The organism is Caldimonas brevitalea (assembly GCF_001017435.1).
Taxonomy (GTDB): domain Bacteria; phylum Pseudomonadota; class Gammaproteobacteria; order Burkholderiales; family Burkholderiaceae_C; genus Caldimonas; species Caldimonas brevitalea.
Genome location: NZ_CP011371.1, coordinates 153,570 through 170,481, shown reverse-complemented (window position 1 = coordinate 170,481; position 16,912 = coordinate 153,570). Strand labels below are relative to the sequence as shown.

General features: G+C 64.9%; 16 protein-coding genes. 1 reads left to right on the top strand and 15 read right to left on the bottom strand.

Annotation, left to right across the window (positions count from 1 at the left end; genetic code table 11):
* Nucleotides 1–184 precede the first annotated feature (184 nt).
* Nucleotides 185–790 carry a 2-hydroxychromene-2-carboxylate isomerase gene (locus AAW51_RS00745; protein WP_047193092.1) on the top strand — a complete coding sequence of 202 codons (606 nt, stop codon included), beginning with the start codon at nt 185–187 and terminating at the stop codon, nt 788–790.
* 128 nt (nt 791–918) lie between these two features.
* On the opposite strand, the gene AAW51_RS00740 is transcribed toward AAW51_RS00745, so the two are convergent.
* The 15 genes from AAW51_RS00740 to pseB all read right to left on the bottom strand — a co-directional run bounded on the left by AAW51_RS00740 (nt 919) and on the right by pseB (nt 16,853).
* A complete protein-coding gene (locus AAW51_RS00740) occupies nt 919–1,119 on the bottom strand; it encodes a CsbD family protein (RefSeq protein WP_047193091.1) in 201 nt (66 codons plus the stop codon).
* 117 nt (nt 1,120–1,236) lie between these two features.
* On the bottom strand, nt 1,237–1,803 hold the full coding sequence (locus AAW51_RS00735; RefSeq protein WP_047193090.1) for a hypothetical protein: 567 nt from the start codon (nt 1,801–1,803) through the stop codon (nt 1,237–1,239).
* Nucleotides 1,804–2,189: 386 nt separating this feature from the next.
* Nucleotides 2,190–2,861 carry a hypothetical protein gene (locus tag AAW51_RS00730; RefSeq protein ID WP_047193089.1) on the bottom strand — a complete coding sequence of 224 codons (672 nt, stop codon included), beginning with the start codon at nt 2,859–2,861 and terminating at the stop codon, nt 2,190–2,192.
* 132 nt (nt 2,862–2,993) lie between these two features.
* Nucleotides 2,994–3,776: an exodeoxyribonuclease III gene (locus AAW51_RS00725; protein WP_047193088.1), complete on the bottom strand. Its 783-nt coding sequence runs from the start codon at nt 3,774–3,776 to the stop codon at nt 2,994–2,996.
* A gap of 9 nt (nt 3,777–3,785) precedes the next feature.
* Nucleotides 3,786–5,225, bottom strand: a complete 1,440-nt coding sequence (locus tag AAW51_RS00720; protein WP_053013223.1) for a capsule biosynthesis protein — start codon at nt 5,223–5,225, stop codon at nt 3,786–3,788.
* Nucleotides 5,226–5,403: 178 nt separating this feature from the next.
* Nucleotides 5,404–5,955 carry a dTDP-4-dehydrorhamnose 3,5-epimerase gene (gene rfbC / locus AAW51_RS00715; protein WP_047193087.1) on the bottom strand — a complete coding sequence of 184 codons (552 nt, stop codon included), beginning with the start codon at nt 5,953–5,955 and terminating at the stop codon, nt 5,404–5,406.
* Entirely contained in the window at nt 5,955–6,851 is an 897-nt protein-coding gene (rfbA, locus tag AAW51_RS00710; RefSeq protein WP_047193086.1) for a glucose-1-phosphate thymidylyltransferase RfbA, read from the bottom strand. The genes rfbC and rfbA overlap by 1 nt, the downstream gene beginning before the upstream one ends.
* Before the next feature lie 23 nt (nt 6,852–6,874).
* Nucleotides 6,875–7,798 (bottom strand): dTDP-4-dehydrorhamnose reductase, encoded by a 924-nt coding sequence (gene rfbD, locus AAW51_RS00705; RefSeq protein ID WP_047193085.1) that lies wholly within the window; start codon nt 7,796–7,798, stop codon nt 6,875–6,877.
* A 55-nt stretch (nt 7,799–7,853) separates the two neighbouring features.
* On the bottom strand, nt 7,854–8,921 hold the full coding sequence (rfbB, locus tag AAW51_RS00700) for a dTDP-glucose 4,6-dehydratase (RefSeq protein WP_047193084.1): 1,068 nt from the start codon (nt 8,919–8,921) through the stop codon (nt 7,854–7,856).
* A 254-nt stretch (nt 8,922–9,175) separates the two neighbouring features.
* Nucleotides 9,176–11,275, bottom strand: coding sequence for a capsular polysaccharide biosynthesis protein (locus AAW51_RS00695; protein ID WP_047193083.1), 2,100 nt, complete (start codon nt 11,273–11,275; stop codon nt 9,176–9,178).
* A 45-nt stretch (nt 11,276–11,320) separates the two neighbouring features.
* Nucleotides 11,321–12,370 carry a pseudaminic acid synthase gene (pseI, locus tag AAW51_RS00690; protein ID WP_047193082.1) on the bottom strand — a complete coding sequence of 350 codons (1,050 nt, stop codon included), beginning with the start codon at nt 12,368–12,370 and terminating at the stop codon, nt 11,321–11,323.
* An 88-nt stretch (nt 12,371–12,458) separates the two neighbouring features.
* Complete coding sequence (gene pseG / locus AAW51_RS00685) at nt 12,459–13,991, bottom strand: UDP-2,4-diacetamido-2,4,6-trideoxy-beta-L-altropyranose hydrolase (protein ID WP_047193081.1); 1,533 nt, start codon at nt 13,989–13,991, stop codon at nt 12,459–12,461.
* Nucleotides 13,988–14,692 (bottom strand): pseudaminic acid cytidylyltransferase, encoded by a 705-nt coding sequence (gene pseF / locus AAW51_RS00680; RefSeq protein WP_047193080.1) that lies wholly within the window; start codon nt 14,690–14,692, stop codon nt 13,988–13,990. Before pseF ends, pseG begins: the two co-directional genes overlap by 4 nt.
* On the bottom strand, nt 14,689–15,855 hold the full coding sequence (pseC, locus tag AAW51_RS00675) for a UDP-4-amino-4,6-dideoxy-N-acetyl-beta-L-altrosamine transaminase (RefSeq protein ID WP_047193079.1): 1,167 nt from the start codon (nt 15,853–15,855) through the stop codon (nt 14,689–14,691). Before pseC ends, pseF begins: the two co-directional genes overlap by 4 nt.
* Nucleotides 15,855–16,853: a UDP-N-acetylglucosamine 4,6-dehydratase (inverting) gene (gene pseB, locus AAW51_RS00670; RefSeq protein WP_047193078.1), complete on the bottom strand. Its 999-nt coding sequence runs from the start codon at nt 16,851–16,853 to the stop codon at nt 15,855–15,857. Before pseB ends, pseC begins: the two co-directional genes overlap by 1 nt.
* Between the last annotated feature and the right edge of the window lie 59 nt (nt 16,854–16,912).

Below are 16,912 nucleotides of genomic sequence, written 5' to 3'. Positions count from 1 at the left end.
GGTCAGTGCGGAGCACCGGCCGACAAACCGCTGCCGACCCGGCGCCCGCCCCGCGTTTACCCTCTTCCGCCCCCGGCCGGCGCCGCAACGCCAGATGCCCTATTCCCAACTCCGCGATTGCCCCGGCCCGCCGCGGTGGAGTTCCCCCCGGCGCTAGACTCCGCCCCATTCAAGGAGGGCCCCCATGAGCCGCACTGTCGAGTACTACTTCGCCCCGCAGTCGCCGTATGCCTACCTGGGGCACCAGCGCTTCTGGGATCTGGCACGCAAGGCGCATGCCGAGATCCGCGTGCTGCCGGTCGACCTGGGCGGCAAGGTGTTTCCGGTGTCGGGCGGCGTGCCCTTGTCCAAGCGCGCGCCGCAGCGTCAGGCCTACCGGCTGCTCGAACTGCGGCGCTTCGGCGAATACCTGGGCTTGCCGATCAACGTCGAGCCACGTTACTTCCCGGTCAACGGCGACGAAGCGGCGCGGCTGATCATCGCGGTCGACATGAAGGACGGCACCGACGCGGCGATGACGATTGCCGGCGCCATCCAGCGCGCCGTCTGGGTGGAAGAACTGAACATCGCCGACGAGGCGGTGCTGGCGCAGCTGCTGCAACGCTGCGAACTGCCGGCCCAGCGGCTGGACGATTCGCACTCGCAGGCCGCACACGAGCGTTATGAGCTCGACACGGAGCTGGCCATCAAGGCCGGGGTGTTCGGCGCGCCGACCTATGTGGTCGACGGCGAGCTGTTCTGGGGGCAGGACCGGCTCGATTTTGTCGAGCGGCGGCTGGCCGCGGGCTGACCGGCGGGCCGGCAACGGCCACCGTGGGTGGCACCGCCATCACAAAAAAATGCGCACGGCGGTTGCCGTGCGCAGCATAAATTGGGGTGGGTGTCAGGCCTGGTGGCCGGCCCGACGATCAAACGAGCTTATTGCAGCCGATCCGACCAGTCCTGCACCTGCCGTTCCGCCTCGTCGCGGCCGATGCCGTAGGCTTCCTGGATGCGGCCGACCAGCTGTTCACGCTTGCCGTCCATGCGGTCGAAGTCGTCGTCGGTGAGCTTGCCCCACTGCTCGATGGCCTTGCCTTTCAGCTGGCGCCAGTTGCCTTCGATACGGTCCCAGTTCATGTGCGGCTCCTTCGTCACGAGGGTTGGGATCACCGGACCGCGCCGCCCGGGGAGGCGCGGTCCGGCCCGGGAAAGGGCGGCCGCCGAAACTGCATCAGGGCCGGCCGGCCCTTGCCATCACTGATGATGCGCCTTCTTGGCCCGGTCGACGCAGGCGTCCTTGGCATCACCCTTCATCGTGTCGCATTTCTCTGCCTGTACCTCGTACTGGGCTTCGCGCTTGTCTTCGACCGCTTCCTTGCGCACGTCGGTCACTTCACGCTGCGCCTTCGAATCCGCCTTGGCCTGCTCCAGCGTCGCCTTGGCGTCCTTCACGCAGACGTCTTTCTCGTTGCCCTGCTTGTCGTCGCAGCGCTCCTTGGCCAGCTCGTACTGAGCTTCGGCCACGTCTGCGGAGGCCTCCTGGCGGGCCTTGGGCGTGCCCTTGAAAGAGACGTCGGCATCGGCGTCGGCCTTGGCGCGTGCGGCCTTGGCTTCGGCGATGCAGACGTCCTTGGCGTTGGCCTTCAGGCCGTCGCACTGCTTGCGGGCGCTTTCATAGCTGGTCTTGGCGGTTGCACGCGACTGGTCGTAGACCGTCCGGTCACCGGCCGCCAGCGCGGCGCTCGAAAGGGCCAGGGCGCCGATGGCGGCGGCAACGGCGCGGGTGAGGCGGGCTTGACGGGTGAACATGGTCTGTTTCATGTGCTTTTCCTCCTGTACGGGTTCGCTGCTGTTTGTCGGGTCTCGGCCCCGGGGGGCGAGCGACAGCGCAAGAGTAGGCAGGCGGAGGAGGGGCCGCCGCAGGACGGGCGCCCCGTCGGGCATAGGACGACTCGTACAGGTCCGTAGGCCCAGTCCTACAGCGCCGGGGCGGGCCCTGCGTGGCGAAGGCCATGGCGGCCGATTGGAGGCGCTCGACGCGCCACCGCCGGCATCCCGGTGGCCTCGGCGGTCGGGAAGAAGGCGGGCGAATATCAGCCGGTCGGCCCCGGCCAAACCGGTGCCTTCCCGAGCGCCCGGCCGCCGGGCCAAGGTGCACAAGAACAGGGGCGCGCCGGCAAACGCCGCCCCCCTTCAGAACCGCCGTATCAGAACCGGTAGCTGACGCCGATGCTCACTTGCGGAATGAACCGCACCTTGCCGACGCCGTCTTCGAGTTCTTCCAGCTCACGGTCGATGTCTTCCTGTGAGACCGTCTGCGACAGCAAGGGCCCGCTGACGGTGCCGCGCACCTTGGCCTTGCCGATCGAGCCGCCTACGTCGAAGGTGACGACCCAGCCCGCACCGCCGGGGTTGCGCAGCTGGTGGCCCCAGCCGAGGCCGATGTAGGGGGTGGTGGTGGGGAACTTCACGCTCACGTCGAAGCGGTCTTCAGCGGTGGCGGCGTAGGTGGTGTCGCCGATCGTGATGGCGTTGCCGGTCGGTCGGCCCACGAGGTCGGCGCGGATGCGGTTGAAGGTGATGCCGCCGGTCAGGCGAAAGGCGCTGGTGGTGGGAAACCAGTCGGCAAACACGCCGGTGCGGTGCAGCTTGAGATCGCCTTCGTAGTCGATGCCCTCTTCTTCACCGTCCAAGTCATGCTCGCCCAAAGTGGCGAAATCGGCCCGCACCGTAAAGCTCGAATTGATCGCATGTGCATAACCGATCATCACACCCGGCAGGCCGAAGCCGCCATACACCTCGCCAGCCTGCGCGACGCTGGCGAGAGACCCGAGCAGGGCAGTGGCAGCCGCACAGCGGACGAGTACTGCACAGTTCATGGGACTGTCTCCTATGTGAAATGAATGTGTCCCGATGATCCGACGACAGCGGCGGGCTGCGGGCGTTAACCCGGCGCGCGCCAGGGAGAGAAGTGGCGCCGTGCGCACTCCGTCACGGCCGGGGTGTTGCGTTCACACCTCGAAGTCGTAGTCGACGCTGAGCGGCGCGTGGTCGGAGAACCGCTGGTCCTTGTAGATGGCCGCCTGCTTCGCGGTGGCGGCCAGGCCGGGCGTGGCCACCTGGTAGTCGATGCGCCAGCCGACGTTCTTGGCCCAGGCCTGGCCGCGGTTGCTCCACCAGGTGTAGCCCTCGCCGGTGGCCTCGGGGTACAGCCGGCGGTAGACGTCGACCCAGCCCACTTCGTCGAGCACCCGGGTCAGCCAGGCGCGCTCCTCGGGCAAGAAGCCTGAGTTCTTCTGGTTGCCCTTCCAGTTTTTCAGGTCGATGGCCTGGTGGGCGATGTTCCAGTCGCCGCAGATGACGATCTCGCGGCCTTCCGCGCGCAAGGCCTGCAGCACCGGGAAGAACTCGTCCATGAACTGGAACTTGGCCTGCTGCCGCTCCTCGCCGGAAGAGCCCGAGGGCAGGTAGAGCGAGATGACCGACAGCCGGCCCCAGTCGGCCCGCAGGTAGCGGCCCTCGGCGTCGAAGGCGGCGTGGCCGATGCCTTCGACGACACGGTCGGGCTCGCGCCGGGCATACAGGCCGACGCCGCTGTAGCCCTTTTTCTCGGCACAGTGGAACCAGCCTTTCAGGCCCTCGGGCTGGCGCATGGCTTCGGTGATGTCGCCCGCTTGGGCCTTCAGCTCCTGCACGCACACCACGTCGGCGTTTTGCTGGGGCAGCCAGCTGAAGAACCCCTTGGTGGCGGCGGAGCGGATACCGTTCAGATTTGCAGAAATGACTCGCAGCATGCCGCGAGCTTACTGGAGTCGTGCGGGGTTGTTGCGGGACCAGGGTTGGGGGGCGCTGCTCGATGCGGCCGCCGCAGGAGGAAGCGCCCCGTCGTTGGCATGCGGCTCTTCGTCGCCGGGCACCTGCAAGGACACGGCGACCGAGCTGACCGGCACTGCGGCGGCGGGAACGTCGGCGAGCGGGAAGGGCTGACTGATCAAGCTCGATGCACCTTCGTCCGTCCCCGGGGCGTGGGCGAGGTGCAGCGGCGTGCTGTCGAACGCCGGGGTACGGCCATAGAAGCTGGCATTGAGCTGGTTTTGACGCACTAGGTAGTGCCGGAAGCGCCGGAACAGCTCCTCGTCGACCTGCCCAGGCTCGCGCCAGAAGTGGTTTAGTGGCCCCATGTGAACCAGCCCTTCGATGGCATAGAAGCAATCACCCAGCGTCGTCACCGGCGTGCGATGAAACAGCGATTGCAGGCCAGTGGTGCTGTTGACTGTGATCACGCCCCGGGCGTGCTTCAGCAGCGTGGGAAGATGCAGATCGTGGACATACAGCACACGGTGGGCAACGTCGCACGCCCGCGCAGCCACCCGTATCACCTCTGTGTAGTCGCGGTAGGCCCGGTCCATCGGATGATGCTTGATGACCAGCAGGTGCTCGGGGTCGGCGTGCGCGGCGAAGGACGCGACCACCTCCTCGATCACCTCGTCCATGCAGGGGTAGCGCGAATGGTGGACGATCTGGCTGTCGTTGTGCACCTGCAGCGGCAGCAAAAACCAGCGTTTGCTCATCGCCGGCGAGGTGAGCTGGGGCAACAATTCGCGTTGCCGCCAGCCGTTGATCAGCTTGCGACAGCCGCCGCGCAGCCAGCGCAGGCCTTCGGGCAGCGGGTTCAGGGGACGGTGGTGCACTTGGTGGGGATAGCGGCGAGCGAGCAACGAGGCCGCCGTGAAGTAGGCTGACGCCTGCAGCAGCATCAGGCGGAAACGCTGGTAGGTTGGTACGGGCTCCGGCAGGCGTGCGCTGCCGACGTCAGGGAATGCAGCCGGATCCTTCGGCACCCTTGAGCAGCCGTTCACGCCGCCAATTTCTAGCGTGACGTAGTCCGGGCGCAAATACCCTTCTTCGAACACGTAGACGGGCAGTTCCAACTGAGCTGCAATGCGGCGAGCGACCTCGTGCACCGGCCGCGTTTGTCCAAACAGGACCACGGCTTCGATTCGCTTGAGGATCAACAAGCGCCGCAGCCACTCCGGCCACGCTTCAATGCGGCCCGTGAAGTCCAAAGCCCGATCGCCTCTGAAGAAGAACCGGTCGCCACCGTTGAAGTTGACCTTGTACACCCGCTGCCCGCAATGTTCGAGATAGGCTGCGAGCCGGGCGAAGAACGGCCCCATGGGGCCTTGCAGCAGCAAGGTGCGCCGGTGTGTGAGCAGCGACAGAAACGAGGCGGGATGGGGCATCTTGCTTGCGTGTGACCGGCCAGCTGAAACACAACCAGCTGCCGCTCTCGGCACATTTTGTCGAAGCGGATACCGCGCCAGCCTATAGGCGTGACACTGGTCGCGGAATCCGTGTCGGTTCACACATGTGCAGCAAAAACTTCTCCTGCTTCCACGCGGATTTCCCGCTCATCGCACATCAACGGTACAGCTCGGCCTGGGTGAGCGACACGCCCTGCGCATCCTTGGCAGACACCAAAGGTTGAACGTCGCCAAGAGGCCACTGGATTGCCAGCGCCGGGTCGTCCCAGCGGATACACCGCTCAGAGGCAGGAGCGTAATAGGCGGTGGTCTTGTAAAGAAAGTCGGCACTCTCACTCAATACCAGAAAGCCATGCGCAAACCCCGGCGGGACCCACAGCTGGCGATGGTTCTCGCCGCTCAATTCCTCACCCACCCAACGACCAAAGCTGGGGCTGCTGCGGCGCAAATCGACGGCCACGTCGAACACCCGGCCGTGCGTCACGCGCACCAGCTTGCCCTGCGCGTGCGGCGGCAGCTGGTAGTGCAAGCCACGCAGGACGCCTGCGGCCGAGCGCGACTGGTTGTCCTGCACGAATGCATGCGGGGCGCCAGTGAGTTCGGCGAAACGCTGTTGATTGAAGCTTTCCATGAAGTAGCCGCGCGCGTCGCCGAACACGCGCGGCTCGATCACGAGTACATCAGGAATCGCAGTGGGCCGGGCCTGCATCAGAACACCCTTTCGCGCAGGACTTGCAGCAGATATTGACCATAGCCGTTCTTGGCGAGCGGCGCCGCGAGGCGCTCCAGTTGTTCAGCGTCGATCCAGCCCTGGCGCCAGGCGATCTCCTCGGGGCAGCAGATCTTCAGGCCCTGGCGGGTTTCGAGTGTGTGGATGAACTGGCTGGCGGCCAGCAGTGACTCGTGGGTGCCGGTGTCGAGCCACGCGTCGCCGCGGCCCAGCAGCTGCACGTCGAGGCGGCCATCGTCGAGGTAGCTGCGGTTGAGGTCGGTGATCTCCAGCTCGCCCCGCGCGCTGGGCCGCAATTGCTTGGCACGCTCGACCGCCTCGCCGTCGTAGAAGTACAACCCCGTGACGGCGTAGCGGCTCTTAGGCTGCGCCGGCTTCTCTTCCAGGCTGATCGCACGGCCCCCAGCGTCGAACTCGACCACGCCATACCGTTGGGGGTCGGTGACGGGATAGGCGAACACGGTGGCGCCCTGGGTCTGGCGCGCTGCGTTGCCCAGGCGCGCGGTGAGATCGTGCCCATAGAAGATGTTGTCCCCCAGCACCAGGGCGCTGGAGGCACCGTCAAGAAAGGGTTCGCCGATCAGATAGGCCTGTGCCAAACCATCTGGGCTCGGCTGCACCGCGTAGCGCAGCGACAGGCCCCAGGCACTGCCGTCTCCCAGCAACTGCTGAAAGCGCGGAGTGTCCTGCGGCGTGGAGATGACCAGGATCTCCCGGATACCCGCCAACAGCAGCACGCTGAGCGGGTAGTAGATCATTGGCTTGTCGTACACCGGCATCAGCTGCTTGCTGACCGCCAGCGTGACCGGGTGCAGCCGGGTGCCGGACCCGCCGGCGAGGATGATGCCTTTCCGGGCAGGCGAGGTGGCCGTCATCTGGGGTCTCCTGGTTGTCGTGGTCACCGCCCAGCCATGGGAGGCAGGATCTCGGCCAGCAAGCGCTCGACGCCCCGCTGCCATGGCGGCAGCACCAGTCCGAAAGCGGCCTGCAGCCGGGCCGTGGCCAGGCGCGAGTTTCGCGGCCGTGCCGCGGGCGTGGGGAAGGCAGACGACGGCACCGGATCGATGGCGTCGTCGTCAACCTGCAAGGACGCGCCGGCAGCGCGAGCGCGCGCGATGACGAAGCGGGCGTAGCCGTGCCAGCTGGTCTCGCCGGCCGCAGCCAGGTGGTAGGTGCCCGCCAGTGCCGGTTGCCGCAAGGCCGCCCGCAAGGTGTGCGCGGTGACGTCGGCGATGAGGTCGGCGCCGGTGGGGGCACCGATCTGGTCGTCGACCACGCTCAACCGGTCCCGCTCGGCGGCCAGCCTCAGCATGGTCTTCGCGAAGTTGCCGCCGCGCGCGGCATAGACCCAACTGGTGCGCAGCAGCAGATGGCGGCAGCCGCTGCCCCGCACCAGCTGCTCGCCTTCGAGCTTGGTGCGGCCGTAGGTGTTGAGCGGGCCGGTGGGGGCGTCTTCGTCACGCGGCTGGTCGCCGCTGCCGTCGAACACGTAGTCGGTGCTGTAGTGCACCAGCCAGGCGCCCAGCGCGGCAGCCTCGCGCGCCAGCACGCCGGGGGCTGTCGCGTTCAGCTGCCGCGCCAGGTCGGGTTCGGCTTCTGCGCGGTCGACTGCGGTGTGGGCGGCGGCGTTGACGATCACGTCGGGCCGAAGCGCGCGTACGGTCTCCGCCAGCGCCTCGGGCTGCGACAGGTCGCCGCACCAGCCGCGCGCCGGGTCACCGTGGCGATCGAGGCTGGTCAGATCGCCCAGCGGTCCCAACGCCCGCTGCAGTTCCCAGCCGACCTGGCCGTTCGGACCCAGCAGCAAGATTTGGGGGCTCATGGGGAAACCTCCGCGCGCGCACTGCGGTGCGAGCGCCTTCGGTCGGCCGCGTCGCTCATGCCCCCGCTCCGCCCGCGTAGTGGGTGGCCAGCCAGTCGCGATACGCTCCGCTTTGGACCTCGGCCACCCATTGCGGGTGGTCGAGGTACCACTGCACTGTCTTGCGGATGCCGGTATCGAAGGTGTCGGCCGGCCGCCAACCCAGCTCGCGTTCGAGCTTACGGGCGTCGATTGCGTAGCGGCGGTCGTGACCGGGCCGGTCTTGCACGAAGGTGATGAGCCGGGCATGGGAGCCGGCAGGGTCGGGGCGCAGCTCATCGAGCAGCGCGCAGACGGTGTGCACGATTTCGAGGTTGGTCTTCTCGTTCCAGCCGCCGATGTTGTACGTCTCGCCGGGGCGACCATGCGCCAGCACCACCCGCACCGCGGCGCAATGGTCCTTGACGTAGAGCCAGTCACGAACGTTCTGGCCGTCGCCGTAGACCGGCAGCGGCTTGCCGCTCAGGGCGTTGACGATCATCAGCGGGATCAGCTTTTCCGGGAAGTGGTAGGGCCCGTAGTTGTTGGAACAGTTGGTCGTCAACGCCGGAAGACCGTAGGTGTGGAACCAGGCGCGGACCAGGTGGTCGCTGGCGGCCTTGCTGGCCGAGTAGGGGCTGTTGGGCTGGTAGGGGTGCGTTTCGGTGAAGGGCGGGTCGGTAGGGCCGAGCGAGCCGTAGACCTCGTCGGTGGAGACGTGGTGGAAGCGAAAGGCGGCGCGCTGCTCTTCCGGCAGCTCCGACCAGTAGGCGCGGGCGGCTTCGAGCAGCGTGAACGTGCCTTCGACATTCGTGCGCACGAAGGCGGCCGGGCCGTGGATCGAGCGGTCGACGTGGCTTTCGGCGGCGAAGTGCACGATGGCGCGCGGGCGGTGTTCGGCGAGCAGCCGGTCGACCAGCGCGCGGTCGCCGATGTCGCCGCGCACGAAGTGGTGGCGCGCGTCGTGTTGCAGCACGTCGAGGTTGCGCAGGTTGCCGGCGTAGGTGAGCGCATCGAGATTGACGACGGACTCGCCGACCTGCTCGAGCCAGTCGAGGACGAAGTTGCTGCCGATAAAGCCGGCGCCGCCGGTGACGAGGATCATCGCTACTTCACTTTGTGCGGGTCTGGATCTGAAGCCACGCAGGCCACCTTGTTACAGCGTCCCCTGACCGGTTCGCGCAACTCGGTATGCACCTGCGCCTCGCCGGAGCAAGCCTCCCGGCGCCGCCTCCGTTTCGCGGAGCCGGTGCCGACGATTGTCCCACCCGCCGGGAATGTCAGCGTCCCTCGATCGCGAACCCCTGACCGCTGGCGGGCGGCATAACAAAGCGGGATCATCATCGTCGCACATCGGCCTCAGCGCTGCCGCCAGCTCAACACCCACCGCAGCAGCTGGCGCCACATGGGCAAGTCCGGGGGCCCTTGAGCTTTCCACGCCAGCAGCTCGTCCAGCGCACGTTCCGGCGTTGTGAAGGCGCCGGTGGTGCGGCTGACGTAAGTAGGGTAGAGGATTAGAACGCCTGCGACGAGTTCGTCGAGCGACAACGGGCGGGTGCGACGCGGCAGCGGCTGCCGGTCGTTGGTAAGCCCCCAACCTGCGTAAAAGGGCCGGCCGTGGCAGGTGACTGTCTTGCCGCGCATCAGCGCCTCGAAACCGGCCAGCGACGTCAGCACGTGCAGTTCGTCGACGGCGTGGAGCAGCGTGTGCATAGGCGTGTCGACGACCAGTTCGTCGCAGTAGCGGCGGGCCAAGGATTCGCCGCGGCCTCGGCGGCGCAATTTGGCGACGACGTCGGGGTGCGGCTTGTAAACCAGGTAGGCGTCCGGGGCCGCCTGGCGGGCCGCCTGTAGCAGATCGACATTGGTGCGGATGCCGGGCGCGCCCCAGGCGATGGAGGCGTCTGTCTCGACCTGGCCCGGCACCAGCACAACCCGCTGCGTGCCAACCGGGCGCGACCAGCCGCCCGTGCCGACGTTGTATTTGGTCAAACCGCCAGCCACGATACGCTGACGTAGCGCCTGCGCACGCTGCACCAGCGAAACGTCGAAAACAGCGGTCTGGAGCAAGGTTTCAAGATCCGAGGGCCGCGTGGCGTCGTAGTAGACGCCCGTGCGATCCATCACCCACGAGAGGGGTCGTATCAGGTCGGCGCCGAGGCCGACCGAGCGCAGGAAGCCGTCTTCGAGGCGAACGACAGCGGTGGAGGGGGAGTTGGGGATTGTGCCGGCCAAGCTGCTGCCGACAGCACCGGTGCCGGTCTGCGCGGGCGCGGTACCGTCGCTGCCCGTTGATGTTCCCAGCGCCCGCCGTCCCCAGACAGCCACCGTCGCGCCGTCCGGCACCTGGTCGGGCCTCCGCACAAACTGCACCTCGCTTCCGGCAAAGAAGCTCTGCACGATCGGCATTTTCCAACGCGAGAAGCCGACGGCGTGCACGTGGGGCGCGAAGCGCTCGCGCAGGCGCCGCTGCAGACCCATCCACTGCATCAACCGTTCCGGCTCGCAGCGTTGCCGGGTCTCGGGGTCCACGTAGCGGGGGTACTCGACCAAGGCCGCGTGCACCAAATCTTCGAGGGTGACACGGTCGGCCACACGCCGTCGCTCCGGAGGCGGCAGTTCGTCCTGCGTGAGACCCCAGCCGGCATAGAAGGGCATGCCAAAGGTGCGAACCGGCTTACCCCACAACAGCCCCTCGAAGCCCATTTGTGAGGTCACGGTGTAGATCGCATGGGCGGGTTCGATCAGCGACGGCGGATGGACGTTGGCGGCGACAAGGGCGACGCGTGACGCTTGACCGCGCGTCAGGCCGCCATTGAAGTGGCCTCGCTTGCGACCGGCGATGACGTCGGGATGCACCTTCAAGATCACCGGCAGGCGCGGGTGCTCGTCGAGTGCTGCCTCGAGCATGCGGTGGAAGCTGCGCGTGTCGGCCAAGCCGTAACGGATGGAGGCATCGCCGTAGGTTTGGTCGACGGCCAGGATGTACGGGCCCTGGACCGGAGGCAACGCCTCGCGGGCGTGGTTGTATTTGGACAGACGCAGGTCCCGCCATGCCGCTGTCAAGGCGACAACACGCTCGAGTTCGTGCGGCAGGTGCGGGGTGCCGATCAATGTTTCCAGACGGGAGGGCTGAGTGGCGTCGTAGTAGATGCCGAGATCGTCCACCGCCAGCGAAAACCCGGGCTGCTCAGTCCCAAGCCCGACCGATCTCAGGAAACCGTCCTCCAGGCGCCAGCAGGGCAGACCTCCTCGACGTGCTGCGTTTAGGGCACGACGTCCACTCAGCCGCAAACCCCAACCAGCCCATGCGACTGCATGACGAGGAGGCCGGCCACCAGGCCGAACGACGGACACGGGGTGCCCGAGCAACTGGGCCAAGTGCTGCGTCTGACGCCAAATGCCGATGCTCGTCCCTGGCACACAAACACAACCGTGAGCCGAATTGACACTGCCCATGGTGTTCACACAGCGCCACTAGAGCTGATCTGCCGCTGTGGGCCCTCACGCAAGGCAGTTAAGGCGGACTGGCGTGTACGGTTGGACATCTGCCGTCACGCGCTTGCCGATGACCTCACGCAGGTGCTTCGGCGCCGCGCCATAGCCCGGGCGGACGCTGCGCACGGCGTCCTCGGTGACCATCTCGCCAGCCTTCAAGGCCTTGACGAAGTAAAGCGAGCGCCGGAACTTGACGTTGCCTTGCTCGCTCGACTTGCAGCCATAGTCGACGCTGCCGAGGGCGCTCCAAGCGGTCTTGACGTCCCGACAGAGCGCCTGCAGCTCGGGTGGCTCGAGCGAGAAGCTGTCGTCGGGACCTCCTCCGCGGCGATCAAGCGTGAAGTGCTTTTCGATGATAGACGCGCCCAACGAGACGCTGGCAATGGCGGTGGTGTTGTCGAGCGTGTGATCGGACAGCCCGGTCACAACGCGGAAGCGCTGCATCATGTCGGGCAGCGTGCGCAAGTTGTAGTCGGCCGCGGGAGCCGGATAGCCGCTGACGCAATGCAAGATGGCGAGCTCGGTGCATCCGCCGGCCCTCGCCGCATCGATCGCTTCCTGGATCTCTTGTTCATCCGCCATACCCGTCGAGATGATCATCGGCTTGCCCTTCCTCGCTACGTATTCGATCAGGGGCAGGTCAACTGCCTCGAAAGAAGCGATCTTGTAGGCCGGCGCCCCAAGCTCATCCAATAGATCGACGGCGGTGCGGTCGAACGGCGAACTGAAGATGGTGATGCCGAGTTCGCGAGCCCGCTCGAAGAGCGGCGCGTGCCATTCCCACGGCATATGCGCCTCCTGGTACAGCTCGTAGAGCGTGCGTCCGTCCCACAACCCCCCGTGAATACGGAACTCTTCGGTATCACTCGGCAGCGTGATGGTGTCGGGCTTGTAGGTCTGCAGCTTCACTGCATCCGCCCCGGCAGCTTTGGCTGCCTCGACGATTTTCAATGCCGTCTCGAGCTTGCCGTTGTGGTTAGCGGACAGCTCGGCGATGACGTAGGGCGAGACGTCGAGGCCGATGCTTCTGTTCGCGATGCTGATATGGGGGTTCATCGATCCACCTCAAGAGCAGGATATGGGTTGGGGCGCCCCATCGAAGACTTGTTTCGGTTGCAGCAACGTGACGGCAACTCGCGGACCGCTAACGGGGTCGGGAGCGGCGCCACTTCTGGTACCGGGTGATGTCGAGCTTGTAATTGGCGCTGGAGAACAGGCGGTGCGATGGGCCGTTGTCGCCGCGCACTTCCGCGACCAGGCTCTCCACCTCTGGATGTGTTGCGGATAGCCAGTCTTCCGCCGCCACGAGCAAGGCGGCGCCGAGGCCACGTCCTTCCTGACCAGGCACCAGATAGATGGAGACCTCGGCCACCGTTGCTTGCAAGTCGAAGCGCACCACGCCGACCTCCGAAGGCCCAGAGTGACCGATCAACAGGCACCGGTCGGGACTGCTGAGGACCTTGGAGAACCAGCTCGCATGCGTTTCCGGGGAAATCGGCTCGCTGGTGCGGGACACCGCGCGGATGGCCTCATGGTTGCGCCAGTTGAACAAGTTCTGGCTGTCCGCGGCCGTCGCCAGCCGGACTGTGATTTGAGGAAGGGCCATGTTGCGAACGACTCGCGCAACCCCCTGGCCGTCGACGTGTTTCATAGCGCACCGCGACATCAGTTGCCGCAAGCCGGGCGACTCAATCAGTACCAGGAGTTGCCTCGCGAGGCTCTCCACATCGTGAGGCCAGATGCTAGGGGCATGCAGTAGCCCTGCCCGGCTGCCATCCACCAGCAGCTGGCGCTGGTTTTCTGCTAAGCACAGTGCCAGCGTGGGCAAGCCAAGCGAACAACGTTCCCAAGTGGCTGTGCCACCGGCACCGATCGCAAGGTCGGCTCGCGCCATCAAGCGCGCCATCTCCTGGGTTTGCACGTGACAGTTCATGCCCAACTGAAGGCAGCGCTTTTCGATCTCCCTGCGCGCGGGGTGACCGGCACCGATGACCACGTCAACCTCCAAAGCGCCGCGGGGAAGGCGCGCGATGGCCTCCACCGCGCAAACCGTGACGTTGTTCTCGTCCACCCCGCCGAAGAAGACCAGCAGCCGCCGCACCTCACCTTCGCGCACTGAGACTGCCGACCGCAGGTCAGCAAATTCTGGACGCAACAATGCATAGCTTGGACCAAGCAACTTACGGCATCGCTCCGGGACACGCGCTGCATACCGCCCATCGGCCTGTTCATAGAAGTTCTGGTCCAACAACACGTCGCAGTCGTGCTGGCGATCAGCAAGATCGTCAATCACGAGAATACGGCTTGCGCAGGCTCGCATCCGCGACTCCCATCTGTTGTCGATCCCATAGTGATCCACCACGAGCCAGTCCCACGGCGCATCAGCTTGAAGAGCTTCGAGGCTGTCTTGCACGTCTTGCAAGGCGTCCACTTGCAGCCAGGCAGCGTGAGCAGGTGCGTCAGACGACGACTCACGCAAGGGACTTGTCGGAGGAGGCAGCATCACCAACTCGTGCCCGCGCCGCTTCACCTCCTCGGCGAGAACGATGGGCAACTGCCGTGAGAGAAAGCGAGTGCGTCCACCGCCAGCACGCAACGCATCAGCGAGCGTCAGGCATCGCATCAGATGGCCAGTCCCGATCACCGGAGCAGCGTCGACGCGGACTGCGACTTTCACGCCGAGATTTCCCCTGCCAGCTGCAAAGCTCGATACATGTGTTCGGCGCGCTGCCAGTCTTCTAGCGTGTCGATGTCCTGTACAAGGTGTCGAGGCAACAACACCGGTACGGACGCCGGCGAGAACAACGCCGTATCGTTCAGAAAGGCCTCGGCCCGTCCCCAGTAGAACTGCCCGGCGTCATGAAAGGCGTGCTCCAGATCCTGCGAGCGCGTTTGCCTATGTTCGGGGAACAGAGCCTCGATCGTACCCTCCGCGTTGATGCGCAACGCGCGCTGGATCGGAAACGGGAAAGTCGTGACAGAGAACGCGAACTGCGCTCCACTTGACAACAGCTGCTCCAGCCCCTGACGCAGGTAGTGTGGCTGCACAAAGGGGGCGGTTGCATATATGCAGCACGCCAGTTCGTATGCTTGTCCCTGCGCGGCAAACCAGCGCAACACATGCTGTACAACGGTGTTGGTCCCCGTATGGTCGTCGGAGAGCTCACCCGGCCTAAGGAAGGGCGTAGAAGCGCCACACTGACGTGCCACGGCAGCGATTTCCTCGTCGTCAGTCGAGACGACGACTTGATCGAACAACGCACTGTCCAACGCTGCCGCGATCGAGTGGGCAATGATGGGCCGACCGGCGAAAGGCCGGATGTTCTTCCGCGGGATGCGTTTGCTACCGCCGCGGGCTGGAATGACCGCGAGTTTCATGTCTGCAAGGCACCGTGCAAAGCACCCACCACCTGATCCTGTTGTGCCTCGGTGAGCGTTGGGTACATCGGCAACGAGATGGCTTCAGCGTAGTACCGCTCGGATTCGGGAAACTGCCCAGGATGAAAACCCAAGCGCTGATAGTACGGCTGCAGGTGCACGGGTATGTAGTGCAAGTTCACTCCAATCCCTCGTTCGCGCAGAAAGCCGAACACTTGTGCGTGGCTGGTCTTGATGCTGTCTAGCTCGAGACGCACGACATACAAGTGCAGTCCGGAATACGCGTCGGGAAACGACCAAGGCAAGCGCACCGGAAGGCCCGAGAGCAACCCGTCGTACCGGTGAGCAAGTTCATGTCGCCGATGTACATAGCGGTCAAGTCGTGTCATCTGGCTGACTCCGAGAGCAGCCTGCAGGTCAGTCAGCCGGTAGTTGAAGCCCAGCTCGATTTGCTGGTAATACCAGGGACCGTCCGGTTCATGGGTCATTCGCGCTGCGTCACGGGTAATGCCGTGGCTACGCAGCAGCGCCATCTTGTCAGCCAGCGCGCCGTTGTTCGTCAAGACCATGCCGCCTTCCGCGGTCGTAATGATCTTGACGGGGTGGAAGCTCAACACCGTAATATCGCTGTACGCGCAATTGCCGACCGGCTCCCCCTTGTACCGGCCGCCGATAGCGTGTGATGCGTCCTCGATGATTCGGAAGCCGAAGCGCCGGGACAGATCATGAATCGCCGCCATATCGCATGGCTGCCCGCACAGATGCACGGGCACCACAATCTTGGGTAAGCGCCCCACGCGCTCCGCCTGTTCCAGCTTACGGGCCAGCGCGACGGGGCACATGTTGTACGTACGGGGGTCGATGTCGACGAAATCGACGTTTGCGCCGCAGTAAAGCGCGCAGTTCGCAGACGCGACGAACGTGATGGGGCTGGTCCAAAGCCAGTCGCCTTCACGCAAATCCAGAGCCAGGCAGGCAATGTGCAGCGCCGACGTCGCGCTGTTGACCGCAAGCGCGTGGGCTACCCCGCAGTAATCAGCCACAGTCTGCTCAAACCTCGGCACCGCCGGTCCCTGCGTCAGGAAGTCGGACTGCAAGACCTCGACGACAGCGTCAATGTCCTCTTGCCGGATGTCTTGCCGACCGTAGGGAATGACGGCCATCAAATCGCCCCGATCTTCGCGCTGTTGGTTCCGATCCACTCCCTCAATGCCCCGACGTCCATCCACTCATTATTGTTGTCGCTCGAGTAAACAAAACCCTCGGGCACTTTCACACCATCCTTGATTCGCTCCATCGACGAGCTCCAGTTATGGATGGCTGGGAGGATTTTGAAGTGACGAGAATATTCATATGTGTAATGCGCATCTTCCGCGCCGATCATCTGCTCATGCAGCTTCTCTCCGGGCCGGATGCCGACAGACTTGAGTTCCGCTTCGGGTGCGATCGCCTTCGCAATGTCGACCAACTTCATCGACGGAATCTTCTTGACGTAGATCTCGCCGCCTTCCATGTCGTCGAATGCCTGCCACACCAGTTCGACGCCCTGCTCCAACGTGATCATGAAGCGCGTCATCCGGCAATCGGTGACGGGCAGCACTCCACTGTCCTTGATCGACATGAAGAATGGGATGACAGATCCCCGCGAGCCCATCACATTGCCATAGCGCACCACCGCGAAACGGGTACCGTGCCCGCCGGCGTAAGAATTGCCAGCGACGAACAACTTGTCCGAGGCAAGTTTGGTGGCACCATAAAGATTGATGGGACTGCTCGCTTTATCGGTCGACAACGCCACCACACGCTTCACCTTCTTGTCGATGCAGGCGTCGATCAAGTTCATAGCGCCGTTGACGTTCGTCTTTACGCACTCGAACGGGTTGTACTCAGCTGTTGGCACAATCTTCGTTGCAGCCGCGTGGACGACGTAATCGACACCGTCGAGCGCCCGATAAAGACGCTCGCGGTCGCGCACGTCTCCAATGAAGAATCTCACGCGCGGATCGCCTTCATACCTCTTCGCCATTTCCCACTGCTTCATCTCGTCGCGGGAATATATGATGAGCTTGCGTGGGTTGTATCTGGCGAGCGTCATTGGCACAAAAGTATTACCGAACGAGCCCGTGCCACCGGTGATCAAAATCGTTGCGTCCTTGAGCATTTTTACTCCTTCGCAAATATCAGACAGCGGAAGCGTAGTCTTGCAATGATGAAAGGCTC

Coding starts and splice junctions, on each gene's coding strand:
- AAW51_RS00745 (WP_047193092.1), top strand. CDS start 185: ATGAGCCGCACTGTCGAGTACTACTTCGCCCCGCAGTCGCCGTATGCC.
- pseF (WP_047193080.1), bottom strand. CDS start 14,692: ATGAAACTCGCGGTCATTCCAGCCCGCGGCGGTAGCAAACGCATCCCG.
- rfbD (WP_047193085.1), bottom strand. CDS start 7,798: ATGAGCCCCCAAATCTTGCTGCTGGGTCCGAACGGCCAGGTCGGCTGG.
- rfbC (WP_047193087.1), bottom strand. CDS start 5,955: ATGCAGGCCCGGCCCACTGCGATTCCTGATGTACTCGTGATCGAGCCG.
- AAW51_RS00720 (WP_053013223.1), bottom strand. CDS start 5,225: ATGCCCCATCCCGCCTCGTTTCTGTCGCTGCTCACACACCGGCGCACC.
- pseB (WP_047193078.1), bottom strand. CDS start 16,853: ATGCTCAAGGACGCAACGATTTTGATCACCGGTGGCACGGGCTCGTTC.
- AAW51_RS00735 (WP_047193090.1), bottom strand. CDS start 1,803: ATGAAACAGACCATGTTCACCCGTCAAGCCCGCCTCACCCGCGCCGTT.
- AAW51_RS00730 (WP_047193089.1), bottom strand. CDS start 2,861: ATGAACTGTGCAGTACTCGTCCGCTGTGCGGCTGCCACTGCCCTGCTC.
- AAW51_RS00695 (WP_047193083.1), bottom strand. CDS start 11,275: ATGGGCAGTGTCAATTCGGCTCACGGTTGTGTTTGTGTGCCAGGGACG.
- AAW51_RS00740 (WP_047193091.1), bottom strand. CDS start 1,119: ATGAACTGGGACCGTATCGAAGGCAACTGGCGCCAGCTGAAAGGCAAG.
- pseI (WP_047193082.1), bottom strand. CDS start 12,370: ATGAACCCCCATATCAGCATCGCGAACAGAAGCATCGGCCTCGACGTC.
- AAW51_RS00725 (WP_047193088.1), bottom strand. CDS start 3,776: ATGCTGCGAGTCATTTCTGCAAATCTGAACGGTATCCGCTCCGCCGCC.
- rfbB (WP_047193084.1), bottom strand. CDS start 8,921: ATGATCCTCGTCACCGGCGGCGCCGGCTTTATCGGCAGCAACTTCGTC.
- pseC (WP_047193079.1), bottom strand. CDS start 15,855: ATGGCCGTCATTCCCTACGGTCGGCAAGACATCCGGCAAGAGGACATT.
- rfbA (WP_047193086.1), bottom strand. CDS start 6,851: ATGACGGCCACCTCGCCTGCCCGGAAAGGCATCATCCTCGCCGGCGGG.